Annotated in this window: 24 protein-coding genes; 11 read left to right on the forward strand and 13 right to left on the reverse strand. The window is 59.2% G+C overall.

Translation table 11 applies throughout. The features are described 5' to 3' along the window. Window positions 1-151: 151 nt before the first annotated feature. Window positions 152-2,602 (reverse strand): glycogen/starch/alpha-glucan phosphorylase, encoded by a 2,451-nt coding sequence (locus KHO07_RS27185; protein ID WP_212626014.1) that lies wholly within the window; start codon window positions 2,600-2,602, stop codon window positions 152-154. 255 nt (window positions 2,603-2,857) lie between these two features. Here KHO07_RS27185 and KHO07_RS27190 point away from each other — a divergent pair, with 255 nt between their 5' ends. Further along, on the forward strand, window positions 2,858-3,295 hold the full coding sequence (locus KHO07_RS27190) for a YkgJ family cysteine cluster protein (RefSeq protein ID WP_150735507.1): 438 nt from the start codon (window positions 2,858-2,860) through the stop codon (window positions 3,293-3,295). Between the two features lie 218 nt (window positions 3,296-3,513). On the opposite strand, the gene typA is transcribed toward KHO07_RS27190, so the two are convergent. Beyond that, window positions 3,514-5,334 (reverse strand): translational GTPase TypA, encoded by a 1,821-nt coding sequence (gene typA / locus KHO07_RS27195; RefSeq protein WP_034148560.1) that lies wholly within the window; start codon window positions 5,332-5,334, stop codon window positions 3,514-3,516. 139 nt (window positions 5,335-5,473) lie between these two features. After that, window positions 5,474-6,928 (reverse strand): tRNA uracil 4-sulfurtransferase ThiI, encoded by a 1,455-nt coding sequence (gene thiI, locus KHO07_RS27200; protein ID WP_075947182.1) that lies wholly within the window; start codon window positions 6,926-6,928, stop codon window positions 5,474-5,476. A 328-nt stretch (window positions 6,929-7,256) separates the two neighbouring features. Between thiI and glnA the strand changes: the two genes are divergently transcribed. From glnA to ntrC, 5 genes are all read left to right on the forward strand, one after another. Further along, complete coding sequence (gene glnA / locus KHO07_RS27205) at window positions 7,257-8,663, forward strand: type I glutamate--ammonia ligase (RefSeq protein ID WP_075947181.1); 1,407 nt, start codon at window positions 7,257-7,259, stop codon at window positions 8,661-8,663. 216 nt (window positions 8,664-8,879) lie between these two features. Further along, on the forward strand, window positions 8,880-9,389 hold the full coding sequence (locus tag KHO07_RS27210) for a DUF4124 domain-containing protein (protein WP_150735506.1): 510 nt from the start codon (window positions 8,880-8,882) through the stop codon (window positions 9,387-9,389). Further along, window positions 9,386-10,000, forward strand: a complete 615-nt coding sequence (locus KHO07_RS27215) for a DUF4124 domain-containing protein (RefSeq protein WP_212626015.1) — start codon at window positions 9,386-9,388, stop codon at window positions 9,998-10,000. Before KHO07_RS27210 ends, KHO07_RS27215 begins: the two co-directional genes overlap by 4 nt. Window positions 10,001-10,230: 230 nt before the next feature. Next, complete coding sequence (glnL, locus tag KHO07_RS27220) at window positions 10,231-11,316, forward strand: nitrogen regulation protein NR(II) (protein WP_056852211.1); 1,086 nt, start codon at window positions 10,231-10,233, stop codon at window positions 11,314-11,316. Continuing rightward, window positions 11,313-12,749, forward strand: coding sequence for a nitrogen regulation protein NR(I) (gene ntrC / locus KHO07_RS27225; RefSeq protein WP_060544064.1), 1,437 nt, complete (start codon window positions 11,313-11,315; stop codon window positions 12,747-12,749). Before glnL ends, ntrC begins: the two co-directional genes overlap by 4 nt. Before the next feature lie 528 nt (window positions 12,750-13,277). Here the strand turns inward: ntrC and KHO07_RS27230 are convergent. Further along, a complete protein-coding gene (locus KHO07_RS27230; protein ID WP_212626016.1) occupies window positions 13,278-13,718 on the reverse strand; it encodes a hypothetical protein in 441 nt (146 codons plus the stop codon). On the opposite strand from KHO07_RS27230, the gene KHO07_RS27235 reads away from it, so the two are divergent. After that, window positions 13,717-14,172, forward strand: coding sequence for a tRNA (cytidine(34)-2'-O)-methyltransferase (locus KHO07_RS27235; RefSeq protein ID WP_075947176.1), 456 nt, complete (start codon window positions 13,717-13,719; stop codon window positions 14,170-14,172). The genes KHO07_RS27230 and KHO07_RS27235 overlap by 2 nt on opposite strands. Window positions 14,173-14,294: 122 nt before the next feature. On the opposite strand, the gene secB is transcribed toward KHO07_RS27235, so the two are convergent. From secB to KHO07_RS27250, 3 genes are read right to left on the reverse strand one after another with little or no spacing between them, the layout of a single operon-like run. Continuing rightward, a complete protein-coding gene (secB, locus tag KHO07_RS27240; protein WP_056852207.1) occupies window positions 14,295-14,780 on the reverse strand; it encodes a protein-export chaperone SecB in 486 nt (161 codons plus the stop codon). A gap of 42 nt (window positions 14,781-14,822) precedes the next feature. Beyond that, window positions 14,823-15,077: a glutaredoxin 3 gene (gene grxC, locus KHO07_RS27245; protein WP_008058538.1), complete on the reverse strand. Its 255-nt coding sequence runs from the start codon at window positions 15,075-15,077 to the stop codon at window positions 14,823-14,825. Between the two features lies 1 nt (window position 15,078). Next, window positions 15,079-15,492: a rhodanese-like domain-containing protein gene (locus tag KHO07_RS27250; RefSeq protein WP_056852206.1), complete on the reverse strand. Its 414-nt coding sequence runs from the start codon at window positions 15,490-15,492 to the stop codon at window positions 15,079-15,081. A gap of 153 nt (window positions 15,493-15,645) precedes the next feature. Here KHO07_RS27250 and gpmI point away from each other — a divergent pair, with 153 nt between their 5' ends. The 4 genes from gpmI (at window position 15,646) to KHO07_RS27270 (ending at window position 20,849) form a co-directional block, all read left to right on the forward strand. Next, window positions 15,646-17,175, forward strand: coding sequence for a 2,3-bisphosphoglycerate-independent phosphoglycerate mutase (gene gpmI, locus KHO07_RS27255; RefSeq protein WP_212626017.1), 1,530 nt, complete (start codon window positions 15,646-15,648; stop codon window positions 17,173-17,175). Window positions 17,176-17,427: 252 nt separating this feature from the next. After that, a complete protein-coding gene (locus KHO07_RS27260) occupies window positions 17,428-18,720 on the forward strand; it encodes a murein hydrolase activator EnvC (RefSeq protein WP_150735502.1) in 1,293 nt (430 codons plus the stop codon). A 31-nt stretch (window positions 18,721-18,751) separates the two neighbouring features. Then, window positions 18,752-20,071, forward strand: a complete 1,320-nt coding sequence (locus KHO07_RS27265; protein WP_150735501.1) for a S41 family peptidase — start codon at window positions 18,752-18,754, stop codon at window positions 20,069-20,071. 1 nt (window position 20,072) lies between these two features. Further along, a complete protein-coding gene (locus KHO07_RS27270; protein ID WP_150735500.1) occupies window positions 20,073-20,849 on the forward strand; it encodes a divergent polysaccharide deacetylase family protein in 777 nt (258 codons plus the stop codon). A 57-nt stretch (window positions 20,850-20,906) separates the two neighbouring features. Here KHO07_RS27270 and KHO07_RS27275 read toward each other — a convergent pair whose 3' ends face one another. From KHO07_RS27275 to hisB, 6 genes are all read right to left on the reverse strand, one after another. Further along, complete coding sequence (locus KHO07_RS27275; protein ID WP_212626018.1) at window positions 20,907-21,662, reverse strand: ABC transporter substrate-binding protein; 756 nt, start codon at window positions 21,660-21,662, stop codon at window positions 20,907-20,909. 78 nt (window positions 21,663-21,740) lie between these two features. After that, a complete protein-coding gene (gene hisF, locus KHO07_RS27280; protein ID WP_007897430.1) occupies window positions 21,741-22,511 on the reverse strand; it encodes an imidazole glycerol phosphate synthase subunit HisF in 771 nt (256 codons plus the stop codon). Between the two features lie 9 nt (window positions 22,512-22,520). Beyond that, window positions 22,521-23,258 carry a 1-(5-phosphoribosyl)-5-[(5-phosphoribosylamino)methylideneamino]imidazole-4-carboxamide isomerase gene (gene hisA, locus KHO07_RS27285; protein WP_015093076.1) on the reverse strand — a complete coding sequence of 246 codons (738 nt, stop codon included), beginning with the start codon at window positions 23,256-23,258 and terminating at the stop codon, window positions 22,521-22,523. Between the two features lie 42 nt (window positions 23,259-23,300). After that, window positions 23,301-23,561: a DUF2164 domain-containing protein gene (locus tag KHO07_RS27290; RefSeq protein ID WP_150735498.1), complete on the reverse strand. Its 261-nt coding sequence runs from the start codon at window positions 23,559-23,561 to the stop codon at window positions 23,301-23,303. Continuing rightward, the gene (gene hisH, locus KHO07_RS27295; RefSeq protein ID WP_150735497.1) at window positions 23,562-24,200 is read right to left on the reverse strand and encodes an imidazole glycerol phosphate synthase subunit HisH; all 639 of its coding nucleotides are present in this window, start codon (window positions 24,198-24,200) and stop codon (window positions 23,562-23,564) included. It abuts the gene before it with no gap. Beyond that, a complete protein-coding gene (gene hisB / locus KHO07_RS27300) occupies window positions 24,200-24,793 on the reverse strand; it encodes an imidazoleglycerol-phosphate dehydratase HisB (RefSeq protein ID WP_007939452.1) in 594 nt (197 codons plus the stop codon). Before hisB ends, hisH begins: the two co-directional genes overlap by 1 nt. Window positions 24,794-25,029: the final 236 nt, after the last annotated feature.

A 25,029-nucleotide genomic window follows, 5' to 3' on the forward strand; every position in this document is an offset into this window, starting at 1 on the left:
GGACTTACATTCAACATCAATGCTGAATGTAGCGACGTCATCGCGAGCAAGCTCGCTCCCACAGGGATTGCGGTGTTTCTGAATCCTGACGGCAGAACCGCCCTCAGTATATCGATCAGGCCCGGTAAGCACCGGGCCTTAAGCAAAAATGTCAGTCCAACGCCTTCCAGATATCCGTCGCGTACTCACGAATCGTCCGGTCAGACGAGAACCAGCCCATGCGCGAAGTGTTCAACACAGCCGAACGCCACCACTCGTTGGAATCATGCCAATGGGCTTCGACCCGCATTTGCGCGCTCCAGTAGGAATCGAAGTCGGCGCAGACCAGGAAACGGTCGTAATCCACCAGCGAATCGATCAGCCCGGTGTAGCGCGACGGATCATCCGGCGAGAACACCCCGCCACGGATCGCTTGGAGTACATCGTTGAGTCGATGAGACGCGGCTATGTCCGGCACTGCGCTGAACTCATGGTTCTGCTTGCGCGCTTCGACCTGCTGCGCGCTGAGACCGAAGATAAACATGTGCTCGGCACCGATGCGTTCGCACATTTCCACGTTGGCGCCGTCCAGCGTGCCGATGGTCAGCGCACCGTTGAGGCCGAATTTCATGTTGCTGGTGCCGGACGCCTCGAAACCGGCGGTGGAGATCTGCTCGGACAAATCCGCCGCCGGAATGATGCTCTCCGCGAGGCTGACGTTGTAGTTGGGCAGGAACACCACTTTGAGCAAGCCACGCACGGTCGGGTCGTTGTTGACCACCCGGGCGATGTCGTTGGTCAGCTTGATGATCAGCTTGGCCTGGTGATAACTGGCCGCCGCTTTACCGGCGAAGATTTTCACCCGTGGCACCCAATCGATTTCCGGCTCGGCGCGGATCGCCTGGTACAACGCCACGGTGTGCATCAAATTGAGTAACTGGCGCTTGTACTCGTGGATCCGTTTGACCTGCACGTCGAACATCGCCGCCGGATTGACCGCCACGCCCAGTCGCTCATGAATGAGATACGCCAAGGCTTTCTTGCTGTGCAATCGCTGCTCGGCGAACGCCTTGCGGAACGCGGTCTTCTCGGCAAACGGCTCCAGATCGAGCAATCGCGCTTCGGGATTATCCAGAAGATCCGGGCCGAGCGCGTCGACCAGCATCGAGGTCAGCTCAGAGTTGGCCTGATAGAGCCAGCGGCGGAAGGTAATGCCGTTGGTTTTGTTGTTGATCCGCTCCGGGTAGAGCTTGTGCAGCTCGGAGAACACGGTTTTGCGCATCAGTTGCGTGTGCAACCCGGATACGCCGTTGACGCTGTGGGAGCCGAGGAACGCCAAATTACCCATGCGCACCCGGCGGCCATTGTCTTCTTCGATCAGCGACACTGCGCGCAGGACGTCGAAATCGTGAATGCCTTTGGCGCGCAGCGAATCGATGTGCTGGGCGTTGATCAGGTAAATGATCTGCATGTGCCGTGGCAGCATGCGCTCCATCAACCCCACCGGCCAGGTTTCCAGCGCTTCGGGCAGCAAGGTGTGGTTGGTATACGAAAGCGTATCGACGGTGACCTGCCACGCGGCATCCCACGCCACGTCGTAGACGTCTACCAATTGGCGCATCAGTTCAGCCACGGCAATCGACGGGTGAGTGTCATTGAGCTGGATCGCCGCGTGATCGCCCAGGGTCAGCACCGAGGTGTGCATGTTGCGATGGCGGCGCAGCAAATCCTGCAGGGACGCGGCGACAAAGAAGTATTCCTGACGCAAGCGCAGTTCCTGGCCGGCTTCGGTGCTGTCCGCCGGGTAAAGCACGCGGGAGATACTCTCGGCCCGCGCCACTTCGGCCACTGCGCCCAGGTGATCACCGGCGTTGAAGCGTTCCAGGTGCAAGTCTTCCATGGCCCGTGCCCGCCACAAACGCAGGGTGTTCACGCTCGCCCCGCGCCAGCCGACGACGGGTGTGTCGTAGGCAATCGCCCGCACGGTTTCCGCCGGGTGCCAGACTTGCCTGGACTTGCCGGCCTCATCGGTCACGGTCTCGACGCCACCGCCGAAGCCGATCGGATAAACCACCTCGGGACGCTCGAATTCCCAGGGGTTGCCGAAATCCAGCCAGTGTTCGGTTTGCTCCTGTTGCCAGCCGTCGACAATGGCCTGTCGGAACAAGCCGTGCTCATAACGAATGCCGTAGCCATGACCGGCAATGCCCAGGGTCGACATGCTTTCCATGAAGCACGCCGCCAGGCGTCCGAGGCCACCATTGCCCAGCGCGGCATCGGGCTCCAGCAGACGGATGCGCTCTAGGTCGACACCGAGCTCGGTCAGGGCCTCGCGCGCGACGTCGAGCAGGCCAAGGTTGCTCAGGCTGTCGTAGAGCAAGCGGCCAATGAGAAATTCCAGGGAGAGGTAGTAAACGCGCTTCTGGCCTTTGCGGTAAATCTGCCGCGTGTGGTCCATCCAGTGCTCGACCATGTGATCGCGCGCCGCCAGGGCAATGGCCTCGAACCAGTCATGGTCGAAGGCGTGATCCGGGTCTTTGCCCACCGCATAGGTGAGTTTGGTCAAGACGGCGTCGCGGAATGCGGCCACCTCTGCTTCGCGAACAAGTGGTTCTTGAGTCATCGATAGGACCTCGAGCGAGCTTGGAGTTGTCTGAGCCTAGTCGGTCTGACAGGCGGTAGAGGCTCTGGTTCGGCAGTTTTTCCTGTAAGTGCGAATAGCGTCAGCAATACATTGTCGTGAACCGGAATCAATGCAGGGGCCGTGCCGGATTAGAGGGTTGCCGCACACCAAAGAAAAAATCTGGCGAAAGGTTGTTCAAAAATCCACCAGTCCCGGTATGATCGCGCGCCCTGATGCACACGCTGGTAACAACCGATGATGAAGCCCAACCTGATCGCCGCCGCGGAGATCGACCGACTCGATACCTGGGCAAAATATTCTGCCCCGATGTGCGGTTCGTGCATGTCCAGCTGCTGCACCCTGCCGGTCGAGGTCAAGATCAAGGATCTGATCCGTATCGGCGTGGTCGATGAATTCGAGCTGGGGGATCCGCCGAAGAACATCGCCAAGCGCTTGCAAAAGGAAGGCCTGGTCGAGCGCTTCAACCAGAAGTCGGGAATCTTCACTCTCCAGCGCATGAGCAACAACGATTGCCTGTACCTGGATCGTAAGAGCCGCCTGTGCACTATTTATGAAAAGCGCCCCGATACTTGCCGCAACCACCCGAAAATCGGTCCACGGCCGGGGTATTGCGCGTACAAGCCGAAGGAAGTGGTGCGCGAGCAGAGTTCGCGTTCGATCGAGCGGTTCTGATATTCCCTGAAATTTTCGGCGGCTGATCGGCCGTCATCGCTGGCAAGCCAGCTCCTACAGTGATTGTTGCCGTACACAGATTTTATGTACGACGCGAAACCTTGCAGGAGCCGGCTTGCCGGCGATGGGCCCCGCACAAGCACTGCACAAACCCCAGACAAACAAAAACGCCCCCGGCCTTTCGACCGGGGGAGTTTTCGTTCAGCCTGGGCTAAATCTTATGCCTTGGCTTTCTTGGCAGCGCGGGTACGCTCGCTTTCGTCCAGGATCTTCTTGCGAAGACGGATGGACTTAGGCGTCACTTCACACAGCTCGTCGTCCTGGATGAATTCCAGAGCCTGTTCCAGGGTGAAGCGAACAGGTGGAACCAGAGCGATGGTTTCGTCTTTACCCGAAGCACGCATGTTGTCGAGCTTCTTGCCCTTGGTAGGGTTAACGCCCAGGTCATTGTCACGGCTGTTCAGACCAACGATCTGACCGTTGTAGATTTCCTGACCGTGTTCTACGAACAGCTTGCCACGCGCCTGCAGGGTTTCCAGGGAGTAGGTCAGTGCCTTGCCGGTTTCAACCGAAACCAGAACGCCGTTCTGACGGCCGGACATGTCGCCGGACTTCATCACGTCGTAACGGTCGAAGATCGAGGTCAGGATGCCAGCACCGTTGGTCAGGGTCAGGAACTGGTTACGGAAACCAATCAGGCCACGAGCAGGGATGTTGTATTCCAGACGAACACGGCCTTTGCCATCCGGCACCATGTTGGTCAGGTCGCCTTTACGCAGGCCCATCTCTTCCATCACCTTGCCCTGGGATTCTTCCGGCAGGTCGATGGTGACGTTTTCGAACGGTTCGTGCTTCACGCCGTCAACCAGACGGATGATCACTTCCGGACGGCCTACAGCCATTTCGAAGCCTTCGCGACGCATGGTTTCGATCAGTACCGAGAGGTGCAGTTCGCCACGGCCGGAAACCTTGAACTTGTCAGCCGAGTCGCCTTCTTCAACGCGCAGTGCAACGTTGTACAGCAGCTCTTTGTCCAGACGTTCCTTGATGTTACGGGAAGTCACGAACTTGCCTTCTTTGCCGCAGAATGGCGAGTCGTTTACCTGGAAGGTCATGGAAACGGTTGGCTCGTCGACGGTCAACGGCTTCATCGCTTCAACGGTGTCCGGGTGGCACAGGGTGTCGGAGATGAACAGCGAGTCCATACCGCTGATGCACACGATGTCGCCTGCAGCCGCTTCATCAACGTCTACACGGTGCAGACCGTGGTGACCCATCAGCTTCAGGATACGACCGTTACGCTTCTTGCCGTCGGCGCCGATAGCGACAACCGGGGAGTTTGGCTTGATGCGACCACGGGCGATACGGCCAACACCGATCACACCCAGGAAGCTGTTGTAGTCCAGTGCGGAGATCTGCATCTGGAACGGACCGTCACGGTCAACAGCCGGCGCTGGTACGTTGTCGACGATCGACTGGTACAGCGGGGTCATGTCTTCAGCCATTTCGTTGTGGTCCAGACCGGCAATACCGTTCAGGGCCGAGGCGTAGACGACTTTGAAGTCCAGCTGTTCTTCGGTGGCACCCAGGTTGTCGAACAGGTCGAAGATCTGGTCCAGAACCCAGTCCGGACGCGCGCCTGGACGGTCAACCTTGTTGATGCACACGATCGGACGCAGGCCGGCTTCGAAAGCCTTCTTGGTCACGAAGCGGGTTTGCGGCATAGGGCCGTCTTGAGCGTCAACCAGCAGCAGAACGGAGTCAACCATCGACATTACGCGTTCAACTTCGCCGCCGAAGTCGGCGTGGCCCGGGGTGTCCACGATGTTGATGTGGTAGCCGTTCCAGTTGATGGCGGTGTTTTTCGCCAGAATGGTAATACCGCGCTCTTTTTCCTGGTCGTTGGAGTCCATCACGCGCTCGTCGTTGAGCTCGTTGCGCTCCAGAGTGCCGGATTGACGCAGGAGTTTGTCTACCAGGGTGGTTTTACCATGGTCAACGTGAGCAATGATGGCGATGTTGCGTAGATTTTCGATCACTTGTGTATCTCGATCAGAGGATTCGGTGCGCTGACAAGTCTTGGCAGCGATTTACAGTAGAGTCAGGCCTTGCCGTTACAGCTTGACGGCGGCGTCGGGGGGCCGGTGACGCAAGCCACAGGCAAACAGCCCCGGGCACTTAGCTCGGTCGATAAACGCGCACATTGGCATGCCCCTCACTGAGCAAATGGTGGGCATGCAGGCGACTCATAACGCCTTTGTCGCAATAAAGCAGGTACTGGCGAGTAGGGTCCAGTTCCTTGAAACGAGCGTTCAGTGCATAAAACGGCATCGTTTGTACCTCGATGCCAGCGAGGTCCAGCGGGTCGTCTTCAGCGGCATCCGGATGACGGATATCGATGACGATCTGACCGGCCAGCGCTTCGCTGACTTCTTCAATTTGAACATCCTGGCCCAATTCATCGATCACGCGATCGATCGGCACCAGTTTGGCGTTTTCGAGCGCGCGCTCGAGTACCGCCATATCGAATTCTTTCTCTTCATGCTCGACGCGATGGCGCTTGGCTGCGGTCTTCGGATTGACCGAGATGACGCCGCAGTATTCCGGCATGTGCCGGGCGAAATCGGCGGTGCCGATCTCGTTGGCCAGGTCGATGATGTCCTGCTTGTGGCTGGCGATGAGCGGACGCAAGACCAGTTTGTCGGTCACGCAGTCGATCACGTTCAGGTTCGGCAATGTCTGGCTCGACACCTGGGAGATCGCCTCACCGGTCACCAATGCCTCAATGTGCAGTCGATCGGCAATTTGGGAAGAAGCGCGCAACATCATACGCTTCAATACTACGCCCATATGACTGTTATCGACTTTGCCGAGAATTTCTCCCAGCACTTCCTCGAACGGCACACTGACAAATAACACGCGTTGGGAGCTGCCGTACTTCTTCCAGATGAAATGCGCGACTTCCATAACGCCCAGTTCATGGGCTCGTCCGCCCAGATTAAAGAAGCAGAAATGCGCCATCAGGCCGCGTCGCATGATCTGGTAAGCCGCGACGGTGGAATCGAAACCACCGGACATCAACACCAGCGTCTGTTCCAGCGCGCCCAGCGGATAACCGCCGATGCCATTGTGCTGACTGTGGATGACAAACAACCGTTGGTCGCGAACTTCGATGCGGACTTCGATTTCAGGCTTTTTCAGGTCGATCCCGGCGGCACCGCACTGACGGCGCAACTGGCTGCCGACATATTTCTCGATGTCTATGGAGCTGAATGGGTGCTTGCCGGCGCGTTTGCAACGCACCGAAAAAATCTTCCCGGCCAGCGCATCGCCGTAATGCTGTTTGCACTTCTCAACGATGTCGTCGAAATCCCCCAGCGGGTACTCGTCGATTTGCAGGAAGTGTGCGATGCCCGGCATGCAGCTCAGGCGCTCGCCCATCTCTTTCAGGGCCTTGGGGTCGCTGACGCGGGTTTCCAGCTCGAGGTTGTCCCACACGCCGTTCACCACCACAGCCGGGTCCAGATCGCGGAGCACGGCACGGATGTTCTTGGCCAATTGGCGGATGAAACGCATCCGTACCGGGCGGCTCTTGATGGTGATCTCGGGGAAGACTTTTACGATTAATTTCATGGAAACAGCGCGCGCAGGGCCTGCCGAAAAAGGGGGGCGCGGATTATAGCGGAAATTGCTCAAGGTTTAACCAGTTAATGTGCAGAAGGTTTTGCACGCACCAAAACAGGTCACTGCGCGACTTTAGCGCTACATTAAGGGGCGCTAATTCCGGCTTTTATGCGTCTCGGGCCTCTATAAGCGTGAAATTGGGGCAAAAAACCCATGCTGGGGCACTGGCATGCAATTTGCTCCCTTGTGAGGCAGGTTGCCTTGGCAGAGTATTCGCGCCGGCATCACAAACATTTAAGGGCATCCACTACCAGCCCTAAGCCACCCGGAGGACACTATGTCGAAGTCGGTTCAACTCATCAAAGATCATGACGTCAAGTGGATTGATCTGCGGTTCACGGACACCAAAGGCACTCAGCACCACGTGACCATGCCGGCTCGCGACGCGCTGGATGAAGACTTCTTCGAAGTCGGCAAGATGTTCGACGGTTCCTCCATCGCTGGCTGGAAAGGCATCGAAGCCTCCGACATGATCCTGCTGCCGGACGACTCCACCGCTGTTCTGGACCCGTTCACCGAAGAGCCGACCCTGATCCTGGTCTGCGACATCATCGAACCTTCGAGCATGCAAGGCTACGACCGCGACCCACGTGCGATCGCCAAGCGTGCTGAAGAGCACCTGAAAGCCACCGGTATCGGTGACACTGTATTCGCCGGTCCAGAGCCTGAGTTCTTCATCTTCGACCAGGTGAAATTCAAGTCCGACATCTCCGGCTCCATGTTCAAGATCTACTCCGAACAGGGTTCCTGGATGTCCGACCAGGACATCGAAGGCGGCAACAAGGGCCACCGTCCAGGCGTCAAAGGCGGCTACTTCCCGGTTCCACCGTTCGACCACGACCACGAAATCCGTACCTCCATGTGCAACGCACTGGAAGAAATGGGCCTGACCGTCGAAGTTCACCACCACGAAGTGGCAACTGCCGGCCAGAACGAAATCGGCGTCAAGTTCAACACCCTGGTGAAGAAAGCCGACGAAACCCAGACCCTGAAGTACGTTGTGCACAACGTTGCTGACGCCTACGGTCGCACCGCTACCTTCATGCCTAAGCCGCTGTACGGCGACAACGGCTCGGGTATGCACGTTCACATGTCCATCTGGAAAGATGGCAAGAACACCTTCGCAGGCGAAGGCTATGCTGGCCTGTCCGATACCGCTCTGTACTTCATCGGCGGCATCATCAAGCACGGTAAGGCCCTGAACGGCTTCACCAACCCGGCGACCAACTCCTACAAGCGTCTGGTTCCAGGCTTCGAAGCCCCAGTAATGCTGGCCTACTCGGCCCGTAACCGCTCGGCTTCGATCCGTATTCCTTACGTGTCGAGCCCGAAAGCCCGCCGTATCGAAGCACGCTTCCCGGATCCGGCTGCCAACCCATACCTGGCTTTCGCAGCACTGCTGATGGCTGGCCTGGACGGCATCCAGAACAAGATCCACCCTGGCGACGCAGCTGACAAAAACCTGTACGACCTGCCGCCTGAAGAGGCGAAAGAAATCCCACAAGTTTGCGGCAGCCTGAAAGAAGCCCTGGAAGAGCTGGACAAAGGTCGTGCGTTCCTGACCAAAGGCGGCGTGTTCTCCGACGACTTCATCGACGCCTACATCGCCCTGAAAAGCGAAGAAGAAATCAAAGTACGCACCTTCGTACACCCACTGGAATACGAGCTGTACTACAGCTGCTAATCCGGTAGCGCCTGCGCAAGCGGCGTGACAAGAAAGGCCTCCTTCGGGAGGCCTTTTTTATGGTCTTTTGATAACCCCCCGCAGCAAGCCGGCTCCTACAAGGGGATTTGTAGTGTCAGGGACACCCCGCAAATCATGCCCAAATGTTTAGCGACTTGGGTGTACCACCAACCCTGACCTATGCTGCAACCCAACGTTTCGTATCCGGTCGATTTTATGGGTCGTGGTTTTCTCCTCATTCTGCTGCTGATGGCCCTGCCCGCCGCAGCGCAGATCTACAAGTACACGGACGCCAACGGCAACACCGCGTACAGCAACCAACCGCCCGATGGCGTGCGGGCGCAACCGGTCGAGTTGCCACCGCTCAACAGTGTTGAGCCTCAGGCAGCGCCCAAGCCCCCTGCCCAACCCAATACCCGCGAACAGGCCAACGGTGCCTACGAGGTGCTCGAGCTTACCGGCCTGCCGACCACCGAAGCCCTGCGCGCCAACAACGGCACCTTCACCGTCAACGTGCTGATCAAACCACGCCTGCAAGGCCCGCACCTGTTCAGACTGGTATTGGACGACCAACCCTACGGCCAACCGGGCAATGTGCCGATCCTGCAGCTGGTGAACATCGACCGGGGCTTGCACAGCCTGGCGGTTCAGGTGATCGACGGCGATACCGTGGTCCAGCAAAGCCCTAGTGTGACGTTCACCGTGCAACGGGTGCACAAGCCTTGAAGGTCTGGCTGCTGATCGCCCTGCTGTTGGCCCAGCCCGCATCGGCGGAGGTTTTTACGTACATCGATGCACAGGGTAATCGGGTTTTCACCGATCAGCCCAAACCCGGCGATGCCAAGCGCGTACCGCTGGCAACCGGCAATCGAATGTCCAGCACCGCCTCCGTAACGGTCCACAGCGCCAAGAAAGCCGAGCACAAACCTCTGTTCCACTACGACCTGCTGCGAATTCTGGTCCCGGAGCCTGATGCCACGGTACGCAGCACTGCAGGTGAAATCATCGTCAGCATCACCAGCGAGCCAGGCCTGCAAAGAGGCCATCGCTACCGGTTGTTGCTTGATGGTCAGCCCACGGCTGAGCCCGGCATCAGCCCGGTATTCCCGCTGAGCAATATCGATCGCGGCACCCATCAGCTGTCCGTGGAAGTTCTCGACGAACAAGGCCGAACCGTCGAACGCACCGCCAATCAGCCATTTCACATGCTGCGCATGTCCCTGTCGCAGAAGCGCAAGGTCAAGCCCTGTGTGCTTACCGATTACGGCCAACGGCCGGAATGCCCGCTCGCCGATAAACCCGCCGAAGAAAAAAATCCGTTTCTGCGGTTCTTCTAACGCCGTTCAGCTTTGCGCACTATATTGGTGCGATTGGTTGCACCTTCGCCAGATTCCAACCCATTTTGGTTCGAAACTACCCGCCGAAGGTGGCAGAGCGCCACGCAATCGAGCGTCAAACGCCCGTTTCAGGCTTCCAACGCTTCTTTTCGGAGCCTTGGTTTGGTTTTTGCATTTTCCTCGCGTCAGCGCTTTTTTCTTGCGCATGCTTTGCCCTAAAAGAGGTCCCGATGACCATTAGCGACGCACTCCACCGTTTGCTACTCGACAACCTCACCACCGCGACCATCTTGCTCGATGCCGAATTGCGCCTTGAGTACATGAACCCAGCGGCGGAAATGCTTTTGGCCATTAGCGGTCAGCGCAGCCATGGGCAGTTCATCAGCGAGTTGTTCACTGAATCCACCGAAGCGCTCAATTCCTTGCGCCAAGCGGTCCAGCAGGCGCACCCGTTCACCAAGCGCGAAGCGATGCTCACCGCCCTCACCGGCCAGACACTGACGGTCGATTACGCGGTCACGCCGATCCTGAGCAACGGCGACACCCTGCTACTGCTTGAAGTCCACCCCCGGGATCGCTTGCTACGGATCACCAAGGAAGAGGCCCAGTTGTCGAAGCAGGAAACCAGCAAGATGCTGGTGCGCGGCCTGGCCCATGAGATCAAGAATCCGCTGGGCGGCATTCGTGGCGCGGCGCAATTGCTGGCCCGTGAACTGCCGGAAGAAAGCCTGCGCGATTACACCAACGTGATCATTGAGGAAGCCGACCGCCTGCGTAACTTGGTCGACCGTATGCTCGGCTCCAACAAGCTGCCGTCGCTGGCCATGTGCAACGTCCATGAAGTGCTGGAGCGTGTTTGCCACCTGGTCGAAGCGGAAAGCCAGGGCTGCATTACTTTGGTGCGCGACTACGACCCAAGCATCCCCGACGTCCTGATCGATCGTGAGCAAATGATCCAGGCCGTCCTGAACATCGTGCGCAACGCGATGCAGGCCATCAGCAGCCAGAACGAGCTGCGCCTGGGCCGCATCAGCCTGCGCACCCGCGCCATGCGCCAGTTCACCATCGGCCACGTGCGCCATCGCCTCGTGACCAAGATCGAGATCATCGACAACGGTCCGGGCATTCCTGCGGAACTTCAGGAAACCATTTTCTTCCCCATGGTCAGCGGACGTCCGGACGGTACCGGACTCGGCCTGGCCATTACCCAGAACATCATCAGCCAGCACCAGGGCCTGATCGAGTGTGACAGCCACCCCGGCCACACCACCTTCTCGATCTTTCTGCCACTGGAACAAGGAGCCACATCGACATGAGCCGTAGTGAAACCGTGTGGATCGTCGATGACGACCGTTCTATCCGTTGGGTCCTGGAAAAAGCCTTGCAACAGGAAGGCATGACCACGCAGAGCTTCGACAGCGCCGATGGCGTGATGAGCCGCCTGGCGCGCCAGCAGCCGGACGTGATCATCTCCGACATCCGCATGCCCGGCGCCAGCGGCCTGGACCTTCTGGCGCGGATTCGCGAACAGCACCCGCGGCTGCCGGTGATCATCATGACCGCGCACTCCGATCTGGACAGCGCAGTCGCGTCCTATCAGGGTGGCGCTTTCGAATACCTGCCCAAGCCGTTCGATGTCGACGAAGCGGTTTCCCTGGTCAAGCGCGCCAACCAGCATGCCCAGGAACAACAAGGCCTGGAAGTCGTTCCGACCCTGACCCGCACCCCGGAAATCATCGGCGAAGCGCCTGCGATGCAGGAAGTGTTTCGCGCCATCGGGCGCTTGAGCCACTCCAATATCACCGTGCTGATCAACGGCGAGTCGGGTACCGGTAAAGAGCTGGTGGCCCACGCCCTGCACCGCCACAGCCCTCGCGCGGCGTCGCCGTTCATTGCGTTGAACATGGCGGCGATCCCGAAAGACCTGATGGAATCCGAACTGTTCGGCCACGAGAAAGGCGCGTTCACCGGCGCTGCCAACCTGCGGCGCGGACGTTTCGAGCAGGCTGACGGCGGCACGCTGTTCCTCGATGAAATCGGTGACATGCCGGCCGACACCCAGACCCGCTTGCTGCGCGTACTGGCTGATGGCGAGTTCTATCGCGTTGGCGGCCACGTGCCAGTCAAGGTTGATGTGCGCATCATCGCCGCGACTCACCAGAATCTGGAAACCCTGGTGCACGCCGGGAAATTCCGTGAGGACTTGTTCCATCGCCTCAATGTGATCCGCATCCATATCCCGCGCCTGTCGGACCGTCGCGAAGACATCCCGACCCTGGCCAAGCACTTCCTCAGCCGCGCCGCGCAAGAATTGGCCGTAGAGCCGAAGCTGCTGAAAAGCGAAACCGAGGAATACCTGAAAAACCTGCCGTGGCCGGGCAACGTGCGTCAGCTGGAGAACACTTGCCGCTGGATCACGGTGATGGCTTCGGGTCGCGAAGTGCACATTGGCGACTTGCCGCCCGAGCTGCTGAGCCTGCCGCAGGACTCCGCGCCCGTCACCAACTGGGAGCAGGCATTGCGCCAGTGGGCCGACCAAGCGCTGGCACGCGGCCAGTCGAGCCTGCTGGACAGCGCCGTCCCGGCCTTCGAGCGAATCATGATTGAAACCGCCCTCAAGCACACCGCCGGCCGCCGCCGCGATGCCGCGGTTTTGCTGGGTTGGGGCCGCAATACCCTGACGCGCAAGATCAAGGAATTGGGGATGAAAGTGGATGGTGGGGATGATGATGAGGGGGATGAGGGCTGAACAGCCTTTAACTTTGCGCTGACCGTTACATCCCATCGCGGGCAAGCCCGCTCCCACAGGTTCTGTACCCATCCTGTGGGAGCAGGCTTGCCCGCGATGCTTTTTTAGAGATGGTATGCACCGACTGAATGCACCGTGAACCGCAATCGCGCACAGTATCTGATCCATCGGCCCGCCCTAAACCGCAAGAAAAACCCGTCTGCAAAAACACGAAAGCCCCGTTCTACGGGGCTTTCGTCGTTCTGATGTGCTTATTAATGACCAAATATTAAAACCTGGCACGCGCCCTGCAATACCCCTTTCAAGTGAATCAGTTCACCTACCCAGTTTCGGGGACCTTGGTACAGGCAGGCCGGGGATTCCCCTCTTTACATCGGGCTCACACCGCACAAGCGACGAGCCCATCCAGTTTTGGGGTCCTTGGTACAGGCAGGCCGGGGATTCCCTCTTTACACCGGGTTCACGACGCAATGCGCGAACCCTCCCGTTTTGGGGACCTTGGTACAGGCAGGCCGGGGATTCCCTCTTTTATTGCTCCCGGAGATGGATCTCCAGCCGCCAGCGGCCATCGACCTCACTACCGACCCACTCACCTTGCAGTGGCCGGGCTGCCACCACCGTCAGCAACAATCCTCCATCACTCAACCGCACTCGCCAGTTCACGCTCTTGTCGTTGAGTTTGAGCTGACCTTGCTGAGCCTTGCCTTCAGCCTCGAACAATAACGCAACGCTGCCATCGACGATTTCGCCGTGGGTCTTGGGTTCGTTGTTGAACCACACCACCAGCCCGTCACTTGCCACTTCGATTTGCTGCAGTACGCCGGGGTCGGGCGTAGTCAGGCGACCGATCATCAGCCCCACCATCACCCCGACAATGGCCAGCGACATCATCACCCGCGGGAATAGTTTCGAACGAGAGTCGGCTTGCGGCGTAGAATGCCGCTCATCTTTACCTTCGGAGCCGTGCATGTTTCACGTCATCCTCTTCCAACCAGAAATTCCGCCGAATACCGGCAACGTTATCAGGCTGTGCGCCAACAGTGGCTGCCACCTGCATTTGATCGAACCGCTGGGCTTCGAGATGGACGACAAGCGCCTGCGCCGGGCCGGCCTCGATTACCACGAGTATGCCACCCTGCAGCGCCACGCGGATCTCGCCAGCTGCCTGGAAAGCCTCGGTCAGCCACGGGTGTTCGCGTTCACCACCAAGGGTTCACGGCCATTCCACGATGCCAGCTTCGTCCCGGGCGATGCGTTTCTGTTCGGCCCGGAAAGCCGTGGCCTGCCCGCCGAAGTGCTGGACGCCCTGCCCGCCGAACAGCGCCTGCGCCTGCCGATGCGGGAAGGCTGCCGCAGCCTGAACCTGTCGAACACTGTCGCAGTGGCCGTGTACGAAGCCTGGCGCCAGAACGACTTCAAATAACACCCCGAAACAAATGTGGGAGCGAGCCTGCTCGCGAAAGCGGTGTGTCAGACAACATTGAAGTTATCTGACACTCCCTCTTCGCGAGCAGGCTCGCTCCCACATGGGTGTTGCAAAACCGTTTATTGAACGGTTGGCGTCTCACCCGCTGCCTGCATGCGTTGCAGCTCTTGCGCATACAGTGCGTCGAAGTTCACCGGGGCCAGCATCAGCGCCGGGAACGAACCACGGGTCACCAGGCTGTCCAGGGTTTCGCGAGCGTACGGGAACAGGATGTTCGGGCAGAAAGCACCCAGGGTGTGGCTCATCGAAGCGTCGTCCAGGTTCTTGATCAGGAAGATACCGGCCTGTTGCACTTCGGCGATGAACGCCACTTCGTCACCGTTCTTCACGGTCACCGACAAGGTCAGCACGACTTCGTGGAAGTCGCTTTCCAGAGCCTTCTGGCGGGTGTTCAGATCCAGACCGACACTCGGCTCCCACTGCTGGCGAAAGATCGCCGGGCTTTTCGGGGCTTCGAAGGACAAGTCACGTACGTAGATGCGCTGCAAGGAGAATTGCGGTGCGTTTTCTTCTTCGCTAGCTGCAGTGTTCTGTTGGTCAGTCATCTCAGATCCTTTCTGATCTTGGGCTTTTATAGGGTATGGAATTCAGGCCTTGAGCAGTGCGTCGAGCTTGCCAGCGCGCTCCAGGGCAAACAAATCATCACAACCGCCAACGTGGGTGCTGCCGATCCAGATCTGTGGCACGGATGTACGTCCGGCCTTCTGAGCCATAGCGGCACGCACCTGCGGCTTGCCATCGACCTTGATCTCTTCGAAGGCCACGCCTTTGTTCTCAAGCAGATACTTGGCTCGGGAGCAATAAGGGCAGTAATCGCTGGAGTAGACGACGACGTTGCTCATATCACTTCACCAGCGGCAGATTGTCGGCTTTCCAGCTGGAAACACCACCGGACAGCTTGGCGGCGGTGAAACCGGCCTTCATCAGCTCGCGAGCGTGAGTACCTGCGGTCTGGCCCATGGCGTCGACCAGGATGATGGTCTTGGCCTTGTGCTTTTCCAGCTCGCCAACGCGGGCGGTCAGTTTGTCGTGCGGAATGTTCAACGCACCGACAATGTGACCGGCGGCAAAGTCTTTTGCCGGACGGATGTCGATCACCACGCCCGCGTCTTTGTTGACCAGCCCGGTCAGTTCACCGGTGCTCAGGCTACGGCCGCCGCCTTGCATCTGATAAGCAATCAGCGCGGCCAGCAGTACGACGAAGATACCGACGAGAATGTAGTGGTTAGTGGCAAATTCAATCAGGTGAGCAACCATCGAAGGAGGTTCCAGGGCGTTAAAATGTCGGCCAGTATACACAGCCACTATGGTGGGCCAAACCCCGTCCGGCGGTGACGTGGCCGGAACTTCGCTTTAAACTGCGACTCCCTTTTTCCATTACCCCTTTTACCTCAGCCACGAGTGGATTCCATGACTACCACGCCTAAACCTTTGGTCCTGATGATTCTCGACGGCTTCGGTCACAGCGATAACCCCGAATCCAACGCGATCTTTGCCGCGAAGAAGCCTGTGCTGGACCGCTTGTGGGCCACCGTGCCAAATGGCCTGATCTCGGGCAGCGGCATGGACGTCGGCCTGCCGGACGGCCAGATGGGCAACTCCGAAGTCGGCCACATGAACCTCGGCGCAGGCCGCGTGGTGTATCAGGATTTCACTCGCGTCACCAAGTCGATCCGCGACGGCGAGTTCTTCGAGAACCCGACCATCTGCGCGGCGGTGGATAAAGCCGTTGCTGCCGGCAAAGCCGTGCACTTCATGGGCCTGCTGTCCGATGGCGGCGTGCACAGTCACCAGGATCACCTGGTCGCCATGGCTGAACTGGCCGCCAAGCGTGGCGCCGAAAAAATCTACCTGCACGCGTTCCTCGATGGTCGCGACACCCCGCCGAAAAGCGCAGAGTCGTCGATCGAACTGCTCGACGCCACGTTCCAGGCCCTGGGCAAAGGCCGCATCGCCAGCCTGATCGGTCGCTACTTCGCCATGGACCGTGACAACCGTTGGGACCGCGTGTCCCAAGCCTACAACCTGATCGTCGACGGTAACGGCGAATTCAACGCCGCCACCGCCCAGGAAGGCCTGCAAGCCGCTTACGAGCGTGGCGAGAGCGACGAATTCGTCAAAGCCACTTCGATTGGCGAACCGGTAAAAGTCGAAGACGGCGACGCCGTGGTGTTCATGAACTTCCGCGCCGACCGCGCCCGCGAACTGACCCGCGTGTTCGTCGAAGACGACTTCAAGGAATTCGAACGCAGCCGCCAACCAAAACTGGCCGGCTTCGTCATGCTGACTCAATACGCGGCGAGCATTCCTGCACCCTCGGCTTTCGCCGCCGGCAGCCTGGAAAACGTGCTGGGCGATTACCTGGCGAAAAACGGCAAGACCCAGCTGCGTATTGCTGAAACCGAGAAGTATGCGCACGTGACCTTCTTCTTCTCCGGCGGCCGTGAAGAACCGTTCCCGGGCGAAGAACGCATCCTCATCCCGTCGCCGAAAGTCGCCACTTATGACTTGCAGCCGGAAATGAGCGCGCCGGAAGTCACCGACCGCATCGTCGATGCCATTGAAAACCAGCGCTACGACGTGATCGTGGTCAACTACGCCAACGGCGACATGGTCGGCCACAGCGGCGTGTTCGACGCGGCGGTGAAGGCCGTTGAATGCCTGGACCAGTGCGTCGGCCGTATCGTCGAGGCGCTGGAAAAAGTCGGCGGCGAAGCGCTGATCACCGCCGACCACGGCAACGTCGAGCAAATGTCCGACGCCACCACCGGCCAGGCCCATACCGCGCACACCACTGAACCGGTGCCGTTCATCTATGTCGGCAAGCGCGACCTCAAGGTCCGCGAAGGCGGCGTGCTGGCGGACGTGGCGCCGACCATGCTCAAGCTGCTGGGCCTGGAACAACCGGCGGAAATGACCGGGACTTCGATTCTGGTTTAACCCGGCCGCACAAGCACTGAAATACCCTTGTAGGAGCTGGCTTGCCAGCGATAGCAATTTGACAGTCAGCATCTATGCTGACTGATCCTCCGCCATCGCTGGCAAGCCAGCTCCTACAGTGTTTGTGGTGGTTTTGAAGACAAAATCCCCCCACATCCCCCTCCAGTTATCACACAGTCAGAAATGGGCATTTTTTTTGCCGTCCATGGCGGGCATACTAGGCCGTCCCTTTCCCTGGTGTCGCCCGCCTCTATGCTTCGCGTCCTGATAGCCCTTGCTCTGACTTGCCTGCTCCAACCGGCCTTCGCTGACGAGCGCACGCAAACCCAACAACAGTTGGACGCCACGCGTCAGGACATTGCCGAGCTGAAGAAACTGCTGGGCAAGTTACAGGAAGAAAAATCCGGTGTGCAAAAAGACCTCAAGGGCACCGAGACCGAAATGGGCAAGCTCGAGAAGCAGGTCGACGCCCTGCAAAAAGAGCTGAAGAAAAGTGAATCCGAGCTGCAGCGGCTCGATGCGGAGAAAAAAAAACTCCAGAGCGCGCGCACTGAACAACAGCGACTGATCGCCATCCAGGCCCGTGCGGCCTACCAGAACGGCCGTCAGGAATACCTCAAGCTGCTGCTCAACCAGCAGAATCCCGAGAAGTTCGCCCGCACCCTCACCTATTACGATTACCTGAGCCAGGCCCGCATGGAGCAGTTGAAGAACTTCAACGAAACCCTGCGCCAACTGGCCAATGTCGAAAAAGACATCGCCATGCAGCAAGCGCAGTTGCTGGTACAGAAAAGCAGCCTGGACACCCAGCGCGAAGAACTCGACAAAGTCCGCCAGGAGCGCCAGCAAGTCCTGGCCAAGCTCAATGCAGACGTGAAGGCCCGCGACCAGAAACTGGCAGCCCGCGAGCAGGATCAGGCAGACCTGTCTAAAGTCCTTAAAACCATTGAAGAAACCTTGGCTCGCCAGGCCCGTGAGGCAGAAGAAGCGCGACAAAAAGCGCTGATTGCCCAGCAGGAAGCCGAAAAAAAGCGTTTACGTGAGGCCCAGGCTCAAGCAGATGAGACTGACGCCCCACGCAAACCGGTTAAATCATCACCTGGCGCATTGGTTTCAAGCTCCGGCGAAACCTTCGGCGGTGCATTTGCGTCAACTCGCGGCAAACTTCCCTGGCCTGTCGATGGTCGACTGGTGGCACGCTTCGGTGAAAGCCGTGGCGACGATGCCCGGACCAAGTGGGACGGCGTGATGATCGGCGCTTCAGCCGGCAGCACCGTGCATGCGGTGCATGGCGGGCGCGTGGTGTTCGCCGACTGGTTGCGCGGCGCCGGGCTGCTGGTGATTCTCGACCACGGCAACGGTTTTTTGAGTCTTTATGGTCACAACCAGACACTGCTCAAGTCTGCGGGTGACGTGGTAAAAGCCGGTGAATCGATTTCCACTGTCGGTAGCAGTGGCGGACAAGACACACCGGCGTTGTATTTTGCGATTCGTCAGCAGGGTCACCCGAGTGACCCGGCACAATGGTGTCGCGCGCAAGGATAAGCGCGCCATCCAATTCAGGAGTTAGTTCGACATGCTGCATTTGTCCCGCCTTACCTCGCTGGCCCTGACGATCGCCCTGGTGATCGGCGCGCCTCTGGCGTTTGCCGCTCAACCGGCCCCGGCGGTCGCGCCTGCGGGCACTGCTGCGACCACCAAGGCGCCATTGCCGCTGGAAGAGTTGCGCACCTTTGCCGAGGTCATGGATCGGATCAAAGCCGCTTATGTCGAACCGGTAGACGACAAGACCCTGCTGGAAAACGCGATCAAGGGCATGCTCAGCAACCTTGACCCGCACTCCGCCTACCTGGGGCCTGAAGACTTCGCTGAGCTGCAGGAAAGCACCAGCGGCGAGTTCGGCGGCCTGGGCATTGAAGTCGGTGCCGAAGACGGGTTCATCAAAGTAGTGTCGCCCATCGACGACACTCCGGCCTCCAAGGCAGGCATCCAGGCCGGCGACTTCATCGTCAAGATCAACGGCCAGCCGACCCGCGGCCAGAGCATGACCGAAGCCGTGGACAAGATGCGTGGAAAGATCGGCGAGAAAATCACCCTGACCCTGGTACGCGACGGCGGCACGCCGTTCGACGTGACCCTGGCCCGCGCCATCATCCAAGTGAAGAGCGTGAAGAGCCAGTTGCTGGAGTCCGGCTACGGCTACATCCGCATCACCCAGTTCCAGGTCAAGACCGGCGAAGAGGTCTCCAAGGCCCTGGCCAAGCTGCGCAAGGACAACGGCAAGAAGCTCAAGGGCATCATTCTCGACCTGCGCAACAACCCGGGCGGCGTGCTGCAATCGGCGGTTGAAGTGGTTGACCACTTCATCACCAAGGGCCTGATCGTTTACACCAAAGGCCGGATCGCCAACTCCGAGCTGCGCTTCAACGCCACGGGCAAGGACGAAAGCGAAGCCGTGCCAATGGTTACGCTGATCAACGGCGGCAGCGCCTCGGCGTCGGAAATCGTCGCCGGCGCTCTGCAGGATCAGAAGCGTGCAGTGATCATGGGCACGCCAAGTTTCGGAAAAGGCTCGGTGCAAACCGTGCTGCCGCTGAACAATGATCGCGCCCTGAAAATCACCACGGCGCTGTACTACACGCCGAATGGTCGCTCGATCCAGGCCCAGGGCATCGTGCCGGACATCGAAGTACGCAAGGCCAAGATCACCAGCGAGCAAGACAGCGAGTACTTCAAGGAAGCTGATCTGCAAGGTCACCTGGGCAATGGCAACGGCGGCGCCGACAAGCCAAGCAGCTCCGGCGGCAAAGCCAAGCCGATGCCACAGGACGACGATTACCAGCTGGCCCAGGCCCTGAGCTTGCTCAAAGGGCTGAGCATCACGTCCGGCCGCTGAGATGTTTCTGCGGTTAGCCCTGGCTCTGATGTGCTGTCTGGCGGGCGTGGTTCACGCCACCCCCGTCGCAGCAGCGCCGCAAAAGGCTTATATAAGCTTGATCATCGATGACCTGGGGCAGAGCCTGCCCCGGGATCGCCGCGTGCTGGCCCTGCCCGGCCCGGTAACTACGGCGATCATGCCCGACACACCCCACGCCACCGAATTCGCCCGCGAAGCCCATCGCGCTGGCAAAATCGTCATCCTGCATATGCCCATGGACCCGGCCACCGGGCCGTTTGCCTGGCATCCCGAGCTTCCCATCGAAGAACTTGAGAAACGCCTGAACGCGGCGTTCAAAAGGGTCCCCTACACCGCCGGCATAAACAACCACATGGGCAGCCGCATGACCGCGCAACCCGCCGCCATGGCCTGGTTGATGGCGGACTTGCAGCGTCGTCATAAGTTTTTCGTCGACAGCCGCACCAGTGCGCAAACCGTGGCGGCGCAGCAGGCACAGAAGATTGATCTGGCGAGCGTGTCGCGAGATGTGTTCCTCGATGATGAGCGCACTGAAGCGGCGATCTTCACTCAGCTGCAGACAGCCATCAGCCTGGCGCACAAACAGGGTTCGGCGGTGATGATCGGGCATCCATACCCGCAGACGCTGGCGGTACTGGAGCGTGAGCTGCCGAAGCTGAAGGCTCAAGGGATTGAGTGGATCGACATCAAGCAGATGATCAGCGTGCGCAGCAATCGGGCGACGGCGGCGCATGGCAAGGATGGGGTTTACCGATAAAAAACCTGTGGGAGCGATCTTGCTCACTCCCACAGAGGTTTTGTGCCGCTGCGGGGGTTAGAGATACTTCGCCATGATGTCGTCCACCACGCCTTCCTTGCGCAGCTGATCCAGCGCCGCCTGCAGCTTGGCAACCGTTTCGTCCGGTACATCCTTGTTCAACGCCAGGTACAGCTCGGCGCTGTTGAAGCGCAATACAGTCTTGAGCCCGCTCACGCCTTCCTGACGCGCCAGGTAGCGCCCGGCGGGATCGCCAGTGGCCCACAGATCAATCTGGCCGCTGACCAGCTTCTTCGCATTGTCCTGATCGCGCAGGACCAATACCGGCTTCAAACCTTGCTTGGTCAGGGTCATGGCAATGGCGTCGCCCTTGTACGCACCGATCTTGTACTTGCGCGCGTCATCCAGATTTTCGAGGGTGATTTTGCTGTCAGCCTTGGCCAGCATGATCCAGTCGTCCGGACCGATCGGCCCGACCCACTTGAAGAGTCTCTCGCGGTCGGGCAACCGCGCCATCACGAAGGCACCGTAACCGGGGTTTTCCAGGGCGAGTTTGTACACTCGCTCCCAAGGAAAGCGCAGGGTCAGGCTATAGGTGATGTCGGCACGCTTGAATATTTCGCGGACGATGTCCGTGGCGATGCCATCGATGTTCTCGCCCTGGGCGAAGTTCTTGCCGTTCTTCGCCATGTTATACGGAGGGAAGTTTTCCGTCAGCAACACCACATCGGTGTCGGGCCTGTCTGCGGCGTGCGCCGCACTGACGAACAACAGAGAAGCGCTGGCGAGGGCAAAAAGAAGACGTTTAAACATGTCTGGCTACCGAAATCCATGGCGTGCCCAAGAGTGCCTTGAGCTCGCCATGATGTCTACTGGCCTGCATCGGTTTGTTTAGCGCATCACGATTCCGCGATGGGCCATGTAGGCCTTGGCTTCCTGCACGGTGTATTCGCCGAAGTGGAAAATACTCGCCGCCAGCACTGCGCTGGCGTGACCTTCGAGGATGCCGTCGGCCAGATGCTGCAGGTTGCCGACACCGCCGGACGCGATCACCGGAATGCCCAGCGCATCGCTGATGGCGCGGGTCACGCCCAGGTCGAAGCCGTTTTTCATGCCGTCCTGGTCCATGCTGGTCAGGAGGATTTCACCGGCACCGAGGCCTTCCATTTTCTTCGCCCACTCGACCGCGTCGAGGCCGGTCGGTTTGCGACCGCCGTGGGTGAAGATTTCCCAGCGCGGGGTTTCGCCCGGACCGGAAACTTTCTTTGCATCGATGGCAACAACGATGCACTGCGAGCCGAAATGCTGCGCGGCTTCGCCGACGAACTCCGGGTTGAACACCGCTGCGGTGTTGATCGACACCTTGTCCGCGCCGGCATTGAGCAGGTTGCGGATGTCTTGCACGGTGCGTACGCCACCGCCCACGGTCAGCGGGATGAATACCTGGCTGGCCATGCGCTCGACGGTATGCAGCGTGGTATCGCGACCGTCGACGCTGGCGGTGATGTCGAGAAAGGTAATTTCGTCGGCACCCTGCTCGTCATAACGACGGGCAATTTCCACCGGGTCACCGGCGTCGCGGATGTTTTCGAATTTCACACCCTTGACCACCCGGCCGTTGTCCACGTCCAGGCAAGGGATGATGCGTTTGGCCAGCGCCATGGTCAGTCCTCAGCCTTTGTACGAATCGCAGAAAGCTTGCGCTTCAGCGACGTCGAGGGTGCCTTCGTAGATCGCCCGGCCTGTGATCGCACCGATGATGCCTGGCGCCTTGGCGTCGAGCAGGGTCTTGATGTCACCCAGATTGTGGATGCCACCGGAAGCGATCACCGGGATCGATGTGGCAGCGGCCAGCGCAGCGGTGAACGGCACATTGCAGCCCTGCATCATGCCGTCTTTGGCGATGTCGGTATAAACAATGGCGGATACGCCGTCGGCTTCAAATTGTTTGGCCAGGTCGATCACCTGGATGGTGCTGATTTCAGCCCAGCCGTCGGTGGCGACGAAACCGTCCTTGGCATCAAGACCGACGATCACTTTGCCCGGGAAAGCACGGCAGGCTTCGGCGACGAAGGCCGGATCTTTCACGGCTTTGGTGCCGATGATCACGTAGCTCACGCCAGCCTTGACGTAGTGCTCGATGGTTTCCAGGGAACGGATACCGCCGCCGATCTGGATCGGCAGGTTCGGGTAGCGCTTGGCGATCGCGGTGACCACTTCGCCGTTGACCGGCTGGCCTTCGAACGCGCCGTTCAAGTCGACCAGATGCAGACGACGGCAACCGCCCTCCACCCACTTGGCAGCCATGCTCACCGGGTCATCGGAGAACACTGTGGAATCTTCCATGCGGCCCTGGCGCAGACGAACACAGGCACCGTCTTTAAGATCGATAGCGGGAATAATCAGCATCTGGCAAACCTTCAAATTCGAATGTTCAGCTTTGCTCGAAAATCAGTTTTTCTCGAGCGCCCACAGGTCGCTTTCGATGCTTTCGAACCTCTCTTTGAGGTGCGTCTGCACATCGAAAATCGCCCTGTTGTAATAGTGCGGAGCAATTTCACGGGTAAACAGCTCAAGAATCTCAGCCGCCTCGAACGAACCGAGGTCGAGTTCAAAGCGGTCTTCCATGAAACGCTTGATCTTGCTGTTGGCCTCGTTCTCCTGCTCGGGAGTGAGGGTCAGGATCGGCGGTCTGGATTTCTTGACGGCCATTTACCAGCGACCGTCCCACGCAGCGAAGTTCTGCAGCAATTGCAGGCCATGGGTATGGCTTTTCTCCGGGTGGAACTGCACGGCGAAACGCGAGCCATCGGCCAGCGCTGCGGCGAAATCGACACCGTAGTGACCGCCACCCACCACCTGACGCGCGTTGGCGGCGGCGATGTAGTAGCTGTGCACGAAGTAGAAACGCGCCATGTCCGGAATGTCGTGCCACAGCGGGTGACTGACCTTCTGCTTCACTTCGTTCCAGCCCATGTGCGGCACTTTCAGGTGTTCGCCGTCTTCATGCAGGTCTTTGCCGAAGAACTTCACCGCGCCCGGGAACAGGCCGATGCAATCGACACCGTCGTTCTCTTCGCTGGTGTCGAGCAAGGCTTGCATGCCGACACAGATGCCAAGGAACGGACGGTCCTGACTGACTTCACGCACCAGCGTATCGAAACCGAGGCGACGGATCTCCGCCATGCAATCGCGAATCGCGCCAACGCCAGGGAAAACCACCCGGTCGGCTTCGCGAATTACGTTGGCATCGCTGGTGATCAACACCTTGCCGGCACCGACGTGCTCGAGGGCCTTGGCCACCGAGTGCAGGTTGCCCATGCCGTAATCGATTACCGCGACTGTCTGCATTACAAAACGCCCTTGGTCGAAGGCATTTGCCCGGCCATGCGGTCATCGAGCTCAACGGCCATGCGCAGGGCGCGGCCGAAAGCCTTGAACACGGTTTCGATCTGGTGGTGGGTGTTGTGCCCGCGCAGGTTGTCGATGTGCAGGGTGACGTTGGCGTGGTTGACGAAGCCCTGGAAGAACTCCTGGAACAGATCAACGTCGAAGCCGCCGACGGTGGCGCGGGTGTACGGAACGTGCATCTGCAGGCCTGGACGGCCAGAGAAGTCGATCACGACGCGCGACAGAGCTTCATCGAGCGGCACGTAGGCGTGGCCGTAGCGGCGGATGCCTTTCTTGTCGCCGATGGCTTTGGTGAAAGCCTGGCCGAGAGTGATACCGACGTCTTCCACGGTGTGGTGGTCATCGATATGCAGGTCGCCCTTGCTGACAATATCCAGGTCGATCAGCCCGTGACGGGCGATCTGGTCCAGCATGTGCTCAAGAAAAGGAACACCGATATCGAATCGGGCCTTTCCGGTGCCATCAAGGTTGATCGAGGCTTTGATCTGGGTTTCCAGAGTGTCGCGCTCGACAGACGCCATACGTTCGGCCATCACCAGCTCCGCAAAATCATTGGGCGAAAAAGGCAACCATTATAGGGGCGCGGGCGCGAAACAGAAACACGGGAGGTGATATCGCTGACGGACAGAAACCCGTGCTGTCGAGGCTGTACATGTCAGTACAAGTCGGCGCTCATTGCGAACGCACGGCTTTTAACCCCGTAGGAGCCGGCTTGCTGGCGATCCAGACGCCGCGGTTTTGCAAGCATACCGCGTGATCGTTCATCGCC

The organism is Pseudomonas sp. PP3 (assembly GCF_905336995.1).
Lineage (GTDB): Bacteria > Pseudomonadota > Gammaproteobacteria > Pseudomonadales > Pseudomonadaceae > Aquipseudomonas > Aquipseudomonas reinekei.